The 15,368-nt window shown below is 74.5% G+C and carries 17 protein-coding genes and 1 pseudogene; 13 read left to right on the forward strand and 5 right to left on the reverse strand.

What is annotated here, in order from left to right:
• Nucleotides 1–161: 161 nt before the first annotated feature.
• The 7 genes from AB0O29_RS30110 (at nucleotide 162) to AB0O29_RS30140 (ending at nucleotide 6,661) form a co-directional block, all read left to right on the forward strand.
• Nucleotides 162–1,142, forward strand: a complete 981-nt coding sequence (locus AB0O29_RS30110; RefSeq protein ID WP_365157758.1) for a segregation/condensation protein A — start codon at nucleotides 162–164, stop codon at nucleotides 1,140–1,142.
• A complete protein-coding gene (gene scpB, locus AB0O29_RS30115; protein ID WP_365157761.1) occupies nucleotides 1,142–1,747 on the forward strand; it encodes an SMC-Scp complex subunit ScpB in 606 nt (201 codons plus the stop codon). The genes AB0O29_RS30110 and scpB overlap by 1 nt, the downstream gene beginning before the upstream one ends.
• Complete coding sequence (locus AB0O29_RS30120) at nucleotides 1,747–3,027, forward strand: pseudouridine synthase (RefSeq protein WP_365157764.1); 1,281 nt, start codon at nucleotides 1,747–1,749, stop codon at nucleotides 3,025–3,027. Before scpB ends, AB0O29_RS30120 begins: the two co-directional genes overlap by 1 nt.
• 133 nt (nucleotides 3,028–3,160) lie before the next feature.
• Complete coding sequence (pnuC, locus tag AB0O29_RS30125; protein WP_365157766.1) at nucleotides 3,161–3,775, forward strand: nicotinamide riboside transporter PnuC; 615 nt, start codon at nucleotides 3,161–3,163, stop codon at nucleotides 3,773–3,775.
• Complete coding sequence (locus AB0O29_RS30130) at nucleotides 3,772–4,860, forward strand: AAA family ATPase (RefSeq protein WP_365157769.1); 1,089 nt, start codon at nucleotides 3,772–3,774, stop codon at nucleotides 4,858–4,860. Before pnuC ends, AB0O29_RS30130 begins: the two co-directional genes overlap by 4 nt.
• Before the next feature lie 98 nt (nucleotides 4,861–4,958).
• Nucleotides 4,959–5,648, forward strand: coding sequence for an NUDIX domain-containing protein (locus AB0O29_RS30135; RefSeq protein WP_365157804.1), 690 nt, complete (start codon nucleotides 4,959–4,961; stop codon nucleotides 5,646–5,648).
• Nucleotides 5,645–6,661, forward strand: a complete 1,017-nt coding sequence (locus AB0O29_RS30140) for an ADP-ribosylglycohydrolase family protein (RefSeq protein WP_365157772.1) — start codon at nucleotides 5,645–5,647, stop codon at nucleotides 6,659–6,661. Before AB0O29_RS30135 ends, AB0O29_RS30140 begins: the two co-directional genes overlap by 4 nt.
• 6 nt (nucleotides 6,662–6,667) lie before the next feature.
• On the opposite strand, the gene AB0O29_RS30145 is transcribed toward AB0O29_RS30140, so the two are convergent.
• The 3 genes from AB0O29_RS30145 to AB0O29_RS30155 form a co-directional block, all read right to left on the reverse strand.
• Entirely contained in the window at nucleotides 6,668–7,348 is a 681-nt protein-coding gene (locus AB0O29_RS30145) for a nucleotidyltransferase domain-containing protein (RefSeq protein WP_365157775.1), read from the reverse strand.
• 29 nt (nucleotides 7,349–7,377) lie between these two features.
• Complete coding sequence (locus tag AB0O29_RS30150; protein WP_365157778.1) at nucleotides 7,378–7,869, reverse strand: Rieske (2Fe-2S) protein; 492 nt, start codon at nucleotides 7,867–7,869, stop codon at nucleotides 7,378–7,380.
• Between the two features lie 85 nt (nucleotides 7,870–7,954).
• Nucleotides 7,955–8,296, reverse strand: coding sequence for a DUF952 domain-containing protein (locus tag AB0O29_RS30155; protein WP_365157781.1), 342 nt, complete (start codon nucleotides 8,294–8,296; stop codon nucleotides 7,955–7,957).
• A gap of 141 nt (nucleotides 8,297–8,437) precedes the next feature.
• Between AB0O29_RS30155 and AB0O29_RS30160 the strand changes: the two genes are divergently transcribed.
• The 5 genes from AB0O29_RS30160 (at nucleotide 8,438) to der (ending at nucleotide 13,112) form a co-directional block, all read left to right on the forward strand.
• Entirely contained in the window at nucleotides 8,438–8,875 is a 438-nt protein-coding gene (locus AB0O29_RS30160) for a YidB family protein (RefSeq protein WP_365157784.1), read from the forward strand.
• A gap of 126 nt (nucleotides 8,876–9,001) precedes the next feature.
• Nucleotides 9,002–10,090 (forward strand): prephenate dehydrogenase, encoded by a 1,089-nt coding sequence (locus AB0O29_RS30165; protein WP_365157787.1) that lies wholly within the window; start codon nucleotides 9,002–9,004, stop codon nucleotides 10,088–10,090.
• A 134-nt stretch (nucleotides 10,091–10,224) separates the two neighbouring features.
• Complete coding sequence (gene cmk / locus AB0O29_RS30170) at nucleotides 10,225–10,923, forward strand: (d)CMP kinase (protein WP_365157790.1); 699 nt, start codon at nucleotides 10,225–10,227, stop codon at nucleotides 10,921–10,923.
• Nucleotides 10,884–11,567: a lysophospholipid acyltransferase family protein gene (locus AB0O29_RS30175; RefSeq protein WP_365157793.1), complete on the forward strand. Its 684-nt coding sequence runs from the start codon at nucleotides 10,884–10,886 to the stop codon at nucleotides 11,565–11,567. Before cmk ends, AB0O29_RS30175 begins: the two co-directional genes overlap by 40 nt.
• A gap of 81 nt (nucleotides 11,568–11,648) precedes the next feature.
• Nucleotides 11,649–13,112 carry a ribosome biogenesis GTPase Der gene (gene der, locus AB0O29_RS30180; RefSeq protein ID WP_365157796.1) on the forward strand — a complete coding sequence of 488 codons (1,464 nt, stop codon included), beginning with the start codon at nucleotides 11,649–11,651 and terminating at the stop codon, nucleotides 13,110–13,112.
• A gap of 16 nt (nucleotides 13,113–13,128) precedes the next feature.
• Here der and AB0O29_RS30185 read toward each other — a convergent pair whose 3' ends face one another.
• Both AB0O29_RS30185 and AB0O29_RS30190 read right to left on the reverse strand, forming a co-directional pair.
• The gene (locus AB0O29_RS30185) at nucleotides 13,129–13,584 is read right to left on the reverse strand and encodes a hypothetical protein (RefSeq protein ID WP_365157798.1); all 456 of its coding nucleotides are present in this window, start codon (nucleotides 13,582–13,584) and stop codon (nucleotides 13,129–13,131) included.
• A 218-nt stretch (nucleotides 13,585–13,802) separates the two neighbouring features.
• A complete protein-coding gene (locus AB0O29_RS30190; RefSeq protein WP_365157801.1) occupies nucleotides 13,803–14,621 on the reverse strand; it encodes a hypothetical protein in 819 nt (272 codons plus the stop codon).
• A 293-nt stretch (nucleotides 14,622–14,914) separates the two neighbouring features.
• On the opposite strand from AB0O29_RS30190, the pseudogene AB0O29_RS30195 reads away from it, so the two are divergent.
• A pseudogene (locus AB0O29_RS30195) lies at nucleotides 14,915–15,274 on the forward strand (transglycosylase family protein); the annotation flags it as partial.
• Between the last annotated feature and the right edge of the window lie 94 nt (nucleotides 15,275–15,368).

Genomic DNA, 15,368 nt, shown 5'->3' on the forward strand with positions numbered 1-15,368 from the left:
GTTTATAGCCCCGCCGGCGTTTGAGGCGCGGGGGTCTGGGGGCGGAGCCCCCAGGAGGCCCCGCGCAGCGGCACCCCCGGCCCGTGGTGGGACGGAAACGCCCGGCCAGGGCCTAGGCTGCCACTGCCGCCCGGCAGCACCCCGCACCACCCTGGACCCGCATGCCCCCGAACCACCCCGCCCGCCGGCCCCTGGGGCGCGGCCCCGCCGCCCCGCAGGAACCCGCTGCGGCGCCCGCTGCGGCCCCGGCAGCCCCAGGAGGCATCAACGGCACCCCCGCGGCCTCCGCGGCCGCCGGTGACCCCCCGCAGGCCCCCGACGCGGCCACCACACCTCCCGCCGGAGGCGACGGCCGGTTCACGTTGCGGCTCGACAACTTCGAGGGGCCCTTCGACCTGCTGCTCCAGCTGATCTCCCGGCACAAGCTCGACGTCACCGAGGTCGCCCTCTCCAAGGTCACCGACGAGTTCATGGCGCACATCCGCGCCATGGGCCCCGAGTGGGACCTCGACCAGACCACCGAGTTCCTCGTCGTCGCCGCCACCCTCCTCGACCTCAAGACCGCCCGGCTGCTGCCCGCCGCCGAGGTGGAGGACGAGGCCGACCTCGCGCTCCTGGAGGCCCGGGACCTGCTCTTCGCCCGGCTGCTCCAGTACCGGGCGTACAAGCGGATCGCCGAGATCTTCGAGCACCGCGCCGAGGACGAGGGGCGCCGGTTCCCCCGTACCGTCGGGCTGGAGCCGCACCACGCCGAGCTGCTGCCGGAGGTGGTCATCACCATCGGCGCCGAAGGCCTCGCCCGTCTCGCCGTCCGGGCCATGCGGCCCAGGGCGGAGCCCGAGGTCTACGTGGACCACATCCACGCCCCGCTGGTCAGCGTCCGCGAGCAGGCGGGTCTCGTCGTACGCCTGCTGAAGGCGCGCGGCGAGGCCACCTTCCGGGAGCTGGCCGAGGACGCCCCGGACACCCTCACCGTCGTCGCCCGGTTCCTGGCGCTCCTGGAGCTGTACCGGGAGAAGGCCGTGGTCCTCGACCAGGAGGAGGCGCTGCTCACCCTCACCGTCCGCTGGTGCGGCGGCGACGGCGACGGCATGCCGACGGTGACCGACGAGTTCGACCGAGTCGTGGAGGCAGGGGACTGATGGAGCTCAAGGGGGCCCTGGAGGCCGTCCTGATGGTGGTCGACGAGCCCGCGACCGTCGACCACCTCGCCAAGGTGCTCGGACGCGCCCCCCGCGAGGTCGCCGACGCCCTCGCCGCCCTGGCCGACGAGTACACCGTCCAGCGCAGGGGCTTCGAGCTGCGGCAGGTCGCCGGGGGCTGGCGGTTCTACACCCGGCCCGAGTACGCGGACGCCGTCGAGGCCTTCGTCCTGGACGGCCAGCAGGCCCGGCTCACCCAGGCGGCCCTGGAGACGCTGGCGGTCGTCGCGTACCGCCAGCCGGTGAGCCGTTCGCGGGTCTCGGCGGTCCGCGGGGTCAACTGCGACGGGGTCATGCGGACCCTGCTCCAGCGGGGTCTGGTGGCCGAGGCGGGCACGGAACCCGAAACAGGTGCGATCCTGTACAGGACGACGAACTACTTTCTGGAGCGGATGGGCCTGCGCGGCCTGGACGAGCTCCCGGAGCTCGCGCCCTTCCTCCCCGAGGCGGACGCGATCGAAGCCGAGACGCAAGAAGGTGTGCCGTCGTTCGATCCGGACGCACCGGACACTGACGTAGACGACGACAAGACGACGGACATTTGATGCGAAGCAGCGGCAACGGCAACGGTGGCAACAGGAACAGCGGCGGCGGTGGCGGCGGGCGCGGTGGCGCCCGCGGCGGCGGCTCCTCCGGCGGCGGTGGCTACCGCGGCGGGAGCGGCAGCGGCAGCGGCGGCGGCTACCGTGGCGGCTCGGGCGGCGGCGGTGGCTACCGCGGCGGCTCGGGCAGCGGCGGCGGCTACCGCGGTGGCTCGGGTGGCGGCCAGGGCGGCCCGCGCGACCGTGACCGCGACCAGGCGCCCCAGCGCCCCCGCAACCCGCGCCCCGAGGAGCGCCGCTACGACGTGGGCCCCGAGGGCGAGCGCAGCGGCCGCAGCGGCGGCGGCGCCCGTGGCGCGGACGCGCGCGGTGGCGCCAAGGGCGGTCCCCGGACCTCCAAGACCCCCGGCATCGGCGGCGCCGGCGGCCCGCGCCGCGGCCCGGGCAGCCGCAGCGGCCAGTCCCGCCCCCGCGAGCTGGACGCGCGGATCGAGGAGCGCGTGCGCGACCGGTACGCCGACAAGCCGGTGATCAAGACCCCGAAGACCTTCCCCGGCGCCGAGCTGGAGGGCGAGCGGCTGCAGAAGGTGCTGGCCCGGGCCGGCATGGGCTCGCGCCGCGCGTGCGAGGAGCTCATCGAGCAGGCCCGCGTCGAGGTCAACGGCGAGATCGTCACGGAGCAGGGCAAGCGCGTCCAGCCGAAGGACGAGATCAAGGTGGACGGCCTGACGGTCGCCACCCAGTCGTACCTGTTCTTCGCGCTGAACAAGCCGGCCGGCGTCGTCTCCACCATGGAGGACCCGGACGGCCGCCAGTGCCTGGGCGACTACGTCACCAACCGCGAGACCCGCCTCTTCCACGTCGGCCGGCTCGACACCGAGACCGAGGGCATCATCCTCCTCACCAACCACGGTGAGCTGGCCCACCGCCTCACGCACCCGAAGTACGGCGTGCAGAAGACGTACGTCGCCGCGATCACCGGCAACCTGCCGCGCGACATCGGCAAGCGGCTCAAGGACGGCATCGAGCTGGAGGACGGGTACGCCCGCGCCGACAACTTCCGCGTCGTCGACCAGGTCGGCAAGAACTACCTGGTCGAGGTGACCCTCCACGAGGGCCGCAAGCACATCGTCCGCCGCATGCTGTCCGAGGCCGGCTTCCCGGTCGACAAGCTCGTCCGGACCGCCTTCGGCCCGATCGAGCTCGGCGACCAGAAGTCCGGCTGGCTGCGCCGCCTGACCAACACCGAGGTCGGCATGCTCATGCGCGAGGTCGGCCTCTAGGCCCCACCCGACGGCGTACGGAAGCCCGCGGTGCCCCCGGCACCGCGGGCTTCCGCGTTCCCGCACCTCCCTTGCCGGAGCGGTCCGCGCCTGTTTATAGTCAGTCTGACTATTAAAGGGAGCGGGTGGCCCCATGGGCTGGTACTTGAGCTGGACCGAGATCCTCGGCTTCGCCACGGGCGCCCTGTGCGTCTGGCTGGTGGCCCGGCAGCACGTCGCCAACTGGCCGGTGGGCATCGCCAACAACGTGTTCTTCATCGTCCTGTTCGCCCAGTCCGGCCTCTACGCCGACGCCGGGCTCCAGATCGTCTTCATCGCCCTCGCCGCCTACGGCTGGTGGTCCTGGACCCACGGGGGTGGACCAGGAACCGCCGAGGCCCTGCCGGTACGCCGCACCACGCGTGCCGAATGGCTGTGGCTGCTCGCGGCGGGGGCGGTGGGGACCGCCGCGCTGACCCTGCTCCTCGGCCGGGTCAGCGACTCCACCGTCCCCTTCTGGGACGCGCTGACCACCGCCCTCTCGCTCATGGCCACCTACGGGCAGTGCCGCAAGCTCCTGGAGTCCTGGTGGCTGTGGATCGCCGCCGACCTGGTCTACGTCCCGCTCTACGCCTACAAGGGGCTCTACCTGACCTCGGTCCTCTACGTCGGCTTCCTCGCCCTGTGCGCGGCCGGCCACGCGGGCTGGCGGCGCGCCCTCCAGGCGCCCGGCGCCCGTACGGCGGCGACCGCGGGAGCGGCGGCGTGAGCGGCGGAAGGCGGTACGGGCACGGGCTGGTGCTCGGCAAGTTCTACCCGCCGCACGCCGGCCACCACCACCTGGTGCGCACCGCCCAGGACCAGTGCGAACGGCTGACCGTGCTGGTCTGCGCCGCCTCCGTGGAGTCGGTGCCGCTCGCCGACCGGGTCGCCTGGATGCGCGAGGAGCACCCCGGCGCGGACGTGGTCGGAGCGGTCGACGACGTCCCCGTCGACCTGCACGACCCGGCGGTCTGGGAGGCGCACATGGCGATCTTCCGCGCGGCGGTGGGCCGGCCCGTGGACGCCGTCTTCACCTCCGAGGAGTACGGGACCGAGCTGGCCCGGCGGTTCGGCGCGGAGGAGGTCTGCGTGGACCCGGCGCGCAGCCTGTTCCCGGTCTCCGGGACGGCCGTACGGGCGGACCCGGCCGGCCGCTGGGAGTTCCTGGGGCCGTCCGTACGGGCCGCGCTGGCCCGGCGGGTCGTCGTCCTCGGCGCCGAGTCCACCGGCACCACCACCCTCTCGCGCGAGCTGGCCGCGCACTACCGGCGGCGCGGCGGGGTCTGGGCGAAGACCGGCTGGGTCGCCGAGTACGGGCGCGAGTACAGCGAGGAGAAGCTGGCCGCGGCCCGCGCGCTGGACCCGGCGGCCTCCTGGGAGGACGTGTCCTTCGCCTCGGAGGAGTTCCCGCTGATCGCCCGGCGGCAGGACGAGAACGAGGACCGGGCCGCCCGGCTCGGCTCGCCGGTGCTCTTCTGCGACACCGACTCCTTCGCCACCGGCATCTGGCACGAGCGCTACGTCGGCGGCCGCAACCGCGAGGTCGAGCGGATCGCCGCGCGGACCCGGCGCGACCTGTACCTGCTGACGGACCACGAGGGGGTTCCCTTCGAGGACGACGGGCTGCGCGACGGGCAGGAGCTCAGACCCTGGATGACCGCCCGGTTCCGGCGGGAACTCGAACGCACCGGGCGGCGCTTCCTGGTCGTGGGCGGCGACCGGGAGGCACGGCTGGAGCGGGCCGTCGCCGCCGTCGACGGCCTGCTGGCCGAGGGCTGGCACTTCACCGCCCCGCTCCCGGAGCGCCGGTGAACCCCCCGGCGGCCGAGCGTGGAGACCGCCGGCGCCCGCCCGGCCCCGGACCGGCGGCCCCCGCGGCCTACGACCCGCACGCCTTCGAGCCGTTCGCGGTGACCGTCGACCTGGCGGTGTTCACCGTGCGCGGCGGCGCCCTGCACGTCCTGCTGATCCGGCGCGGACGGGACCCGTACGCCGGGGCCTGGGCGCTGCCCGGCGGCTTCGTGCTGCCCCGGGAGTCCGCCGAGACGGCGGCCCTGCGCGAGCTCGCCGAGGAGACGGGACTGGCGCCGGAGCTGGTCGGGGCCCTCCACCTGGAGCAGCTGCGCACCTACAGCGAACCGGACCGCGACCCCCGGATGCGGGTGGTCTCCGTCGCCTTCACCGCGCTCGTCCCCGACCTGCCCGAGCCGGCCGAGGACGGCGGAGGGGACGCCGACCGGGCCCGCTGGGTGCCGGTGGCGCAGGCCTCCGGGCTCGCGTTCGACCACGGCCGGATCCTCGCGGACGCCCGCCTGCGGGTGGGCGCGAAGCTGGAGTACACCTGCCTCGCCACCGCCTTCTGCCCGCCCGAGTTCACCCTCGGGGAACTGCAGGCCGTCTACGAGACCGTCTGGGACACCGGCCTCGACCGCCCCAACTTCCGCCGCAAGGTCCTCGCCACGCCCGGCTTCGTCCAAGCCGTGCCCGGAGCCGCCCGGCTCACCGGCGGCCGCGGCAAACCCGCCGCCCTCTACCGGGCCGGACCGGCCACCGCGCTCCACCCGCCCCTGCTGCGACCTACGGAAGGACCGACCCCGTGACCGCCCCGAAGCGCGCCGCGACCGGCGCCCTCATCGGCCTGGCCCTGGGCGACGCCCTCGGCTTCCCGACCGAGTTCAACGACGTCCCGTCCATCCTGGCCAAGACCGGGCCGTGGCGGGGGATGCGGCTGCCCCGCCCGGCGATCGTCACCGACGACACCCAGATGACCCTGGCCCTGGCCCGCGGCATGCGGACCGCCGCGGAGCGCGGCCCCGTGGGCCCGCTGCGCCTGGCCCGGCCGGTCCGCGAGGAGTTCGTCGACTGGTACCACTCCCCGGAGAACAACCGCGCCCCCGGCCGCACCTGCATGGTGGCCTGCGGCCTGCTGAACGACCCGGCGCGGGACTGGCGGGACGCCAGCCAGGTGGGCTCCAAGGGCTGCGGCGCCAACATGCGCGTCGCACCCGTCGGCCTGGTCCCCGGCTGGACGGAGGAGGAGCGCGCGGGCGCCGCCCAGCTCCAGTCGGCCCTCACCCACGGCCACCCCACCGCCCTCGCGGCCTCCGACCTGACCGCCCGCGCCGTGTACCTCCTGGCGCAGGGCACCGAGGTGACGGGCCTGGTCGGGCGGCTGCGCTCGTACGCCCTGGAGAACCGCACCCGCTACCACGGGCGCTGGCTCGGCGACCTCTGGATGCGCACCGCCTCCGACGCCTCGGCGGAGTCCTTCATCGCCCGGGGCTGGGACGACTGCCTGGCCGCCCTGGACCGGCTCGCGGCGGCCCTGCGCACCCCCTCCCCGGAGACGGACCCGTGCCTGACCACGGGTGAGGGCTGGATCGCCGAGGAGGCCCTGGCCACCGCCCTCCAGTGCTTCCTGCTCTTCCCGGACGAACCCCTCCTGGCCCTGCGCCGCGGGGCCTGCACGGCGGGGGACTCCGACTCGATCGCCTGCCTGGCCGGCGCCTTCGCCGGCGCCCACCTCGGCGCGGACGCCTGGCCGCGCGACTGGGAGGGCGGCATCGAGTACCGCGACGAACTCCTCGCCTTCGGAGCCCTCTGGGACGCGTGAGACGCCCTAGCGGGCCGAGGCGAGGCGGGTCCGGTGCAGGAAGTCCTCGACCCGGGCGAGGTCGGGGCCGTCCGGGAGGGGGCTGGAGGTGAGGGCCGCGTCGGCCTCGGCCGTGAGGCGGGTCATCCAGGTGTCGACCTCCTCCCAGGTCAGCTCGCCCCGCTTCACCGCCAGCAGGCGGTCGCGGTACGGGGCGGCGTCGATCTCCAGGCGGCCGGTGCGGAGCAGGTCGCGGCAGGACAGGAGCAGGCGCAGCAGGTGCATGGCGTGCTTCCAGCGGGGGGCGCCGTGGAGGCGCACGTCCGCGACGAGCTTGCGGTGCTGGCCGGCCGCGTAGCGGGTGAAGGTGGCGTGGGCCCGGCGGGAGAGGAACGCGCCGCGCAGGGACACCAGTTCCTCGCCCACCGGGGTGATCCGCTCCACGAGGGGGGAGTGCAGGCACTCCAGGATGTTCGGGTTGGCGCGCAGCGCGAGCTCGCAGAAGCGCTCCAGTTCCCAGGAGAACTCCTCCTCCCGCGGCCCCTCCACGTGCGTGGGGGGCTTGTCGAACCGCCAGAAGAGCGGCGTGGGGGCGAGGAAGACACCGCGCCGGTCGGTGTCGCTCGCCTCCGTGGCCAGCCCGAAGGCGCGGGAGCCCGTCACGCAGGCGTAGATCGTGTGGTCCCGGACCAGGGTGAGGTCGTCCATGCGGGGGAGGGTAGGCGGCGGGGTCCGGGCTAGGCGAGCGAGATTTCGCCGTTGGGGGCCACCGTGATCTGCTTCTCCTCCAGCGGGCGCGTCGCCGGGCCGTTGACCACCGAACCGTCCGCGACCTGGAACTTGCTGCCGTGGCAGGGGCAGTCGATGGTGCCGTCCGCCACCTTGTTCACCAGGCAGCCCTGGTGCGTGCACACCGCCGTGAAGCAGCGGAAGGACCCGGCCGTCGGCTGGGTCACCACCAGCTTCGCCTCCTTGAGCACCGTCCCGCCGCCGACCGGCACCTTCGACGAGTCCACGAGGGGCTTCGCGCCCTGCGGCGGGGCGGACGCCGCGGCGGACGCGGCGGGCGAGGAGGCCGCCGGGGCCTCGGCCGACGGGGCGGACGGGCCGGCCGGCTCGGTGGCGGGCTTCTTCTCCCCGCCACCTCCGCAGGCGGCGAGCGTGCCGCCCGCCAGGGCGGCGGCCCCGGCCGTGAGTACCGTGCGCCGGGCGGTCTGTGACTCGGTCATGAGAGCTCCGTGGTTCGTCGGTGGCGGGGATGGCGAGGAGCATCCTGGCGCGCGGCGGGCTCCGTTTGAAGCCCGCCACTCCGGTTCATCCGCCCGGGTGCCAGGGGGTCAGCTCCGCCGGGCCGCCGCCGGGCGTGCGTACGACCTCCCACACGCGCACCACGGCGTCCCGGTTCAACGGGCCGTGGACGTGCGGGTACGGGTCGGCCGGGCCGGTGCGGCGGACCTCCGCCGCCAGCGCCGCCTCGTCGAGCTCCACGGCGAGCAGCGGGCCCGGCACCTCCCGGTAGTGGGAGTCCGCGATGGAAAGGACGGTCGGCCGGTCCGCCGAGCAGTGGACGAACCCCTCGGAGGCGAGCGAGGCGGGGGCGTACGGGAGCGCGGGAGCGGCGCTCCACTCCGCGAGCGGGACGATGTGGAAGATCATGCCGGTGGTTCTACCGCACGGTGCCGGACAGCGGCGCGCCAAGTGGCGGTACGTGGTGATCCGGGTGACATTGTCCGTGTCCCGAAGCCGGGCCCCGCCGCTGACGCGTGCGCCCGGCCCCCCTTCGAAAGGCACAGGACCATGGCGGGTAACGACCTCGGCTCCCTCCTCGGCGGACTCCTCGGCGGTGGCGGCAGCGGTGGCCAGGGCGGCGGTGGCGCGGGCAACATCCTCGGCGCGCTGCTCGGCGCCCTGGGCGGCGGCGCCGGCGGCCAGGCGGGCGCGGGTGCGAACAACCCCCTCGGCGGGCTGCTGGACATGCTGACCAAGTCCGGCCTCGCGGACCAGGCGCAGTCCTGGATCGGCACCGGCGACAACCAGCCCGTCAGCGGCGCCCAGATCAAGGAGGCGCTGGACGACGACGCCCTCCTGCAGGCGGCCCAGCAGGCCGGGGTCAGCCCCGAGGAGGCCGCCGACCAGATCGCCCATGTCCTCCCGCAGGCCGTCGACAAGCTGACCCCGGGCGGGCAGGTGCCGAGCGGCTCGCTGGAGGACATCATCCGCCAGCAGAACCTCTGACTTCCGCCGAGACCGGCCGCGAGGGCCCGGCCCCGTCCACAGGGCGGACCGCCGGGTCCTTTCGCGGTACCGAGTGGCTACCCTGAGTCAGGCCCTGCCGTTACGTGATCACCCCTGGAGCGCCCCGTGAGAACCGCCGTCGTCATCGGAACCGGACTGATCGGCACCTCCGCGGCGCTCGCCCTGACCGCCCGGGGCATCGCCGTCCACCTCGTCGACCACGACCCCGCGCAGGCCCGTACCGCGGCCGCCCTGGGCGCCGGCACCGACGACGCCCCCGAGGGCCAGGTCGACCTCGCCGTCATCGCCGTACCCCCCGCCCACGTGGCCACCGCCCTCGCCGACGCCATCGGCCGCGGGACGGCCCGGGCGTACGTGGACGTGGCCAGCGTCAAGGGCGGGCCGCGCCGCGAGCTGGTCGCCCTGGGCGCCGACACCTCCGCCTACATCGGCACCCACCCCATGGCCGGCAAGGAGCGTTCCGGCCCGCTCGCCGCGACCGCGGATCTGTTCGAGGGCCGCCCCTGGGTGCTGACCCCGACCCGCGACACCGACCACGAGGTGCTGAACCTGGCGCTGGAGCTCGTCGCCCTGTGCCGGGCCGTCCCCGTGGTGATGGACGCCGACGCCCACGACCGGGCGGTCGCCCTGGTCTCGCACACCCCGCAGCTGGTCTCCAGCATGGTCGCCGCCCGCCTGGAGGAGGCGGACGAGACGGCGGTGCGGCTGTGCGGCCAGGGCATCCGCGACGTGACCCGGATCGCCGCCTCCGACCCCCGGATGTGGGTGGAGATCCTCTCCGCCAACCCCGGACCGGTCGCCGACGTCCTGGCCGGCATCGCCGCCGACCTGGAGGAGACGGTGGAGGCCCTGCGCGGCCTCCAGTCAGCCGACGAGGCCAAGCGCCGGGGCGGCGCCGCCGGCATCGAGGACGTCCTCAAGCGCGGCAACGCCGGCCGGGTCCGGGTCCCCGGCAAGCACGGCGCGGCCCCCATGGCCTACGAGACGGTCGGGGTGTTCATCAGCGACAAGCCCGGCGAGCTGGCGCGGATCTTCGCCGACGCGGGCCGGGCCGGGGTCAACATCGAGGACGTGCGGATCGAGCACGCGACCGGCCAGCAGGCGGGCCTGGTGCAGCTCATGGTGGAGCCCCGCGCCGTGGCGGCCCTGACCGCGGAGCTGCGGGAGCGGGGCTGGGCCCTGCGCCAGCAGTAGCACGGGCGCCCGGCGGGTCCGGGGAAGGCCCCGGCGCCCGCCCGGGAACGGCGGGCGTCCGGGGCCGGTAACCTGGGGAGGGGCGCTATTGGCGCGCCCGGACACGTACGCGCAACCAGGAAGGTGCCCGCACCGTGGAATCCGCAGCTCCGTCCGCCGTGACCGTCGCCATCGACGGTCCCTCCGGCACGGGCAAGTCCAGCACCTCCAAGGCCGTGGCCGCCAAGCTCGGGCTGCGCTACCTGGACACCGGTGCCCAGTACCGGGCGATCACCTGGTGGATGATCACCAACGGCATCGACACCGACGACCCGCAGGCGATCGCCCTCGCCGCGGGCAAGCCCGCCATCGTCTCCGGTACGGACCCCTCCGCGCCCACCATCACCGTGGACGGCCAGGACGCCTCCGGCCCGATCCGCACCCAGGAGGTCACCTCCAAGGTCAGCGCCGTCAGCGCCGTCCCCGAGGTGCGCACCCTGATCACCGAGCTCCAGCGCTCTATCGCCGCCGAGGCGGCGGAGGCCGGCGGGATCGTCGTCGAGGGCCGGGACATCGGCACCACCGTGCTGCCCGACGCCGACCTCAAGATCTTCCTGACCGCCTCCGCCGAGGCCCGCGCCGCCCGCCGCAGCGGTGAGCTGCGCGGCAAGGAGGCCGCGGACCTCGCCGCCACCCGCGAGGCCCTGGTCAAGCGGGACGCCGCCGACTCCGGCCGCAAGACCTCCCCGCTCGCAAAGGCCGGCGACGCCGTCGAGGTCGACACCACCGAGCTCACCCTCGACCAGGTCATCGAATGCGTCGTGACCCTGGTGGAAGAGCGGCGGGGCGCGTGAGCGAAACGCCCTCCCTCAAGGGTGCGGCGGTCGGCAGACGCATCGGAATCGGGCTCATGTACGGGCTCTGGAAGCCGCGTGTGCTGGGTGCCTGGAAGGTACCCGCCTCCGGCCCCGTGATCCTGGCCGTGAACCACTCCCACAACATCGACGGACCCATGGTCATGGGCACCGCGCCCCGGCCGCTGCACTTCCTGATCAAGAAGGAGGCGTTCGTCGGGCCCCTCGGTCCCTTCCTGGAGGGGATCGGGCAGGTGAAGGTGGACCGCTCCGGCACCGACCGGACCGCCATCACCCGTGCCCTGGACGTCCTGGACCAGGGCGGCGCCCTGGGGATCTTCCCCGAGGGCACCCGGGGCGAGGGGGACTTCGCCTCCCTGCGCGCCGGGCTCGCCTACTTCGCGGTGCGCGGCGGGGCCCCCATAGTGCCGGTCGCCGTCCTGGGCAGCACCGAGGCCCGGGGCCGGCTGGTCAAGGGCCTTCCGCCGCTGCGCGGCCGGGTCGACGTCGTCTTCGGCTCCGCCTTCGAGGCCGGGGACGGCACGGGCCGCCGTACGCGGACCGCGCTGGACGCGGCCACCGTACGCATCCAGGACCGGCTGACCGCCCACCTGGCCGACGCCAAGCGCCTCACCGGGCGCTGAGCGAGACTTGAACCCAGTAGTGGTGCCCGCCGCCACGCGGACGACACCACCGATCACCACGAACGACGAGGAACGGACTTCATGAACGACCAGCACGACCACGGAGCACTTGGCGACGCCGAGTACGCGGAGTTCATGGAGCTCGCCGCGGAGGAAGGCTTCGACCTCGAGGACGTCGAGGACGCGATCGGGGAAGCCGGCCACGGGCCGCTGCCCGTGCTCGCCGTCGTCGGCCGCCCGAACGTCGGCAAGTCGACCCTGGTCAACCGCATCATCGGCCGCCGCGAGGCCGTCGTCGAGGACAAGCCGGGCGTCACCCGCGACCGCGTCACCTACGAGGCCGAGTGGGCCGGCCGCCGCTTCAAGGTCGTCGACACCGGCGGCTGGGAGCAGGACGTCCTCGGCATCGACGCCTCCGTCGCGGCCCAGGCCGAGTACGCGATCGAGACCGCCGACGCGGTCGTCTTCGTCGTCGACGCCAAGGTCGGCGCCACCGACAGCGACGAGGCCGTGGTCAAGCTGCTGCGCCGGGCCGGCAAGCCCGTCGTGCTGTGCGCCAACAAGGTCGACGGCCAGAGCGGCGAGGCCGACGCGGCCTACCTGTGGTCCCTGGGCCTGGGCCAGCCGTACCCGGTCTCCTCGCTGCACGGCCGCGGCACGGGCGACATGCTCGACGCCGTCCTGGAGGTCCTGCCGGACGCCCCCGCGCAGACCTTCGGCGGCGCGCCGCTCGGCGGCCCGCGCCGCATCGCGCTGATCGGCCGCCCGAACGTCGGCAAGTCCTCCCTCCTGAACAAGGTGGCCCGCGAGGACCGCGTCGTCGTCAACGAGCTGGCCGGCACCACCCGCGACCCGGTCGACGAGCTGATCGAGCTCGGCGGGGTGACCTGGAAGTTCGTCGACACGGCGGGCATCCGCAAGAAGGTCCACCTCCAGCAGGGCGCCGACTACTACGCCTCGCTGCGTACGGCCGCGGCCGTGGAGAAGGCGGAGGTGGCGGTCATCCTGATCGACACCACCGAGAACATCAGCGTCCAGGACCAGCGCATCATCACCATGGCCGTCGAGGCCGGCCGCGCGATCGTGATCGCGTACAACAAGTGGGACGAGCTGGACGAGGAGCGCCGCTACTACCTCGAGCGCGAGATCGAGACCGAGATGCAGCAGGTCTCCTGGGCGCCCCGGGTCAACGTCTCGGCGAAGACCGGCCGCCACATGGAGAAGCTGGTCCCGGCGATCGAGGCCGCCCTCGCGGGCTGGGAGACGCGCGTCCCCACGGGCCGCCTGAACGCCTTCCTCGGCGAGATCGTCGCCGCGCACCCGCACCCGATCCGCGGCGGCAAGCAGCCCCGCATCCTGTTCGGTACCCAGGCGGGCAGCAAGCCGCCGCGGTTCGTCCTCTTCGCCTCCGGCTTCCTGGAGCACGGCTACCGGCGCTTCATCGAGCGCCGCCTGCGCGAGGAGTTCGGCTTCGAGGGCACCCCGCTCCACCTCTCGGTGCGGGTGCGCGAGAAGCGCGGCGCCCAGTACAAGAAGAAGAAGTAGCGGCAGCGGGCCGGGGTCAGTAGCCCCGGCGCGGAGCGGGCGGCAGGGCCGCCGGGATGTGCTGCATCCCGGTGTGGTGCTGCCGCCCGTCGCCGTATCCGGACCCGGGAGCCGCCACCGCGACGGCGGTTCCGGCGTGGGCGTACAGGGGCTGCGGGACGATCGGCGCGGGCGGGTACGCGGGCTGCCAGGGATCGGCCCGCTGCCATGCGGAACCGTTCCACCCGGTGGTGTACGGGCCGCCCCCGTACGCGGAGCCGGGGGACCCGCCGTAGCCGGACCCGGCGGTGGAGCCGCCGTAGGAGGACCCGTACGAGGAGCCGTACGAGAACGCGGTGAAGCCGAGGTCCTCCTCGCCGCTCCGGTCGCCCGGCAGGGCCCGGAAGGAGCGCAGGTACTCCGAGTACAGGGCGTCGAAGATCGGGGTGTGCGAGGCGGCCGGGGCGTGGTCCCGTTCCAGTGCGGGGCGCATCGGGGGGACGCTGCTCGGATAGGACGGGGCGCGGGTGGGGTCGTATGCATGCACGTATCAGCCAACGAAACCGGGGCCCTGCGGATGCGGGGTGAACGGGCTTAAAACGCAGATCGCCGGGGGTGCGCGGGACGGACCGCGCACCCCCGGCGCATGCCGCCCGGCCCCCTTCGAGAGGAGGACGGACGGCGGTTCCCGGTGTGAGGTGTGGGGCGGGCTCAGGCGCCCGCGGCACCCGCGAGGGGCATCGAGGCGGCGACGAGCTTGCCGTTGCTCGCGGCCTTGTCCAGGGCGTCGCGGAGCAGGTCCTCGCGCGGCTGCTGGCCGATGGAGCCGACGGGGGCGGCGTAGACCAGGACCCGCTGGGTCTTGTTGACCGCGGCCCGCCAGCCGTCGGTGACGGACAGCGCCTGGTGCGCCTGCCACCAGGAGGCCTGGGGGCCGCCGCCCGCGCCGGGCTGGAGCACGGCGTGCAGCTGGCCGCCGGCGAGCAGGACGGACCAGCCCTCCAGGGCGGACGGCACCTGCTCGGTGTCGGTGACGGGGATGAAGCCCTGCTCGATGAGGAGCGGCAGGAAGTCGTCGCCGGGGCCGGTGGTGCCGGGGCGGGCGATCGGCGCGGTCGGCTCGACGACGAGCGCGGGGTGCAGGTCGCCGTTGATCAGGATCAGGCCGCTGGTGATGCCGAGGACGGCCTGGCCGCCGGGGACGCTCTGCGGGACCTCGCCGGCGGCGGCCGGCTGCTCGGGGGCGGCGGGGCTGTCACCGGTGATGCTGCGGACCGCGCCCTGGAGCTCGGCCTCGGAGACCGTGACGACCTGGGAGGGGATGCAGCCGGCGTGGGCGAAGGCGAGGACGGCCGTCTCCTCGCCCACGAACAGCACGGTGCTCGTCGGGTCGGTCTCGGGGTCGCCGGGGGTGCGGCAGGAGGTGCAGTCGTAACTGCCCGGGGCGTCATCGCCCGTGAGCAGCCTGTCGGCTTCTTCGTCACCGATCTCGGCACGTACCTCAAGACTGACGTCGAGCATGCGCGGCACGGGGGGGCTCCTCATTCGTGCGGGGGCCGGGGGGTTCCCGGCTCGCCGGGCTCAACGGCCGAGGCTCGGCCGGGGTCACGCCGTTTGAGGGAACGGAATCGAACCGGCCACCCGAACGAGTGAACCGGATGGGGGCGGCTTCGTTTTCCTGCCAACTATTGCCTGGTTGTGCGCAGTTGGTGCCGTCGGCTGGCCGTTTGGCGTGCGGGCCGGGGGTCGGCCGTCCGGGTGGGGCGCGGGGGTGCGCCGCGTGGCGGGGCGGGCGGGGGGAGCGGGCTGCGTAGCGTGGCGCGATGCCCGATGTCCGTTTCCGCCGGGCCGCCTCCGCGGTCTGCGCCGCGCTGGTGCTCGTACTCCCGTGGGACGCCGGCGCGGCCGCGGCCCCGCCCCCGCCGGCTCCCGGGCCGGCGGGGTCCGCGCATCCCGGTTCGCCGGGGGTCGTCGGGCACGGGCCGGGGGACTGCGGGCCGGGCGGGGAGTGGCCGTGGGACTGCGTCGCCGACTGCGAGAGCAGCGGGCGGTGGGCGGTGAACACGGGGAACGGGTTCTACGGGGGACTGCAGTTCTGGCAGCCGACCTGGGAGGAGCACGGGGGGCTGGTCTACGCGGCGCGGGCGGACCTGGCGACGCGGGAGCAGCAGATCCGCGTCGCGCCCCGTCCGCGTCTCCCTCGACCGCGACGAGGAGCTCACCGACGGCGGCTACCGCCCCGCCACCCGGATCCGCCTGGCGATGGCCGCCGACGCG

The sequence above is a fragment of the Streptomyces sp. NPDC089915 genome, assembly GCF_040684675.1.
Taxonomy (GTDB): domain Bacteria; phylum Actinomycetota; class Actinomycetes; order Streptomycetales; family Streptomycetaceae; genus Streptomyces.

Excerpts from the sequence above, each read along its gene's own strand:
- AB0O29_RS30150 (WP_365157778.1), bottom strand. The coding sequence starts at position 7,869 with ATGACCGAGTCACAGACCGCCCGGCGCACGGTACTCACGGCCGGGGCC.
- AB0O29_RS30155 (WP_365157781.1), bottom strand. The coding sequence starts at position 8,296 with ATGATCTTCCACATCGTCCCGCTCGCGGAGTGGAGCGCCGCTCCCGCG.
- pnuC (WP_365157766.1), top strand. The coding sequence starts at position 3,161 with ATGGGCTGGTACTTGAGCTGGACCGAGATCCTCGGCTTCGCCACGGGC.
- AB0O29_RS30160 (WP_365157784.1), top strand. The coding sequence starts at position 8,438 with ATGGCGGGTAACGACCTCGGCTCCCTCCTCGGCGGACTCCTCGGCGGT.
- AB0O29_RS30110 (WP_365157758.1), top strand. The coding sequence starts at position 162 with ATGCCCCCGAACCACCCCGCCCGCCGGCCCCTGGGGCGCGGCCCCGCC.
- scpB (WP_365157761.1), top strand. The coding sequence starts at position 1,142 with ATGGAGCTCAAGGGGGCCCTGGAGGCCGTCCTGATGGTGGTCGACGAG.
- AB0O29_RS30185 (WP_365157798.1), bottom strand. The coding sequence starts at position 13,584 with ATGCGCCCCGCACTGGAACGGGACCACGCCCCGGCCGCCTCGCACACC.
- der (WP_365157796.1), top strand. The coding sequence starts at position 11,649 with ATGAACGACCAGCACGACCACGGAGCACTTGGCGACGCCGAGTACGCG.
- AB0O29_RS30120 (WP_365157764.1), top strand. The coding sequence starts at position 1,747 with ATGCGAAGCAGCGGCAACGGCAACGGTGGCAACAGGAACAGCGGCGGC.
- AB0O29_RS30145 (WP_365157775.1), bottom strand. The coding sequence starts at position 7,348 with ATGGACGACCTCACCCTGGTCCGGGACCACACGATCTACGCCTGCGTG.
- AB0O29_RS30175 (WP_365157793.1), top strand. The coding sequence starts at position 10,884 with ATGCGTCGTGACCCTGGTGGAAGAGCGGCGGGGCGCGTGAGCGAAACG.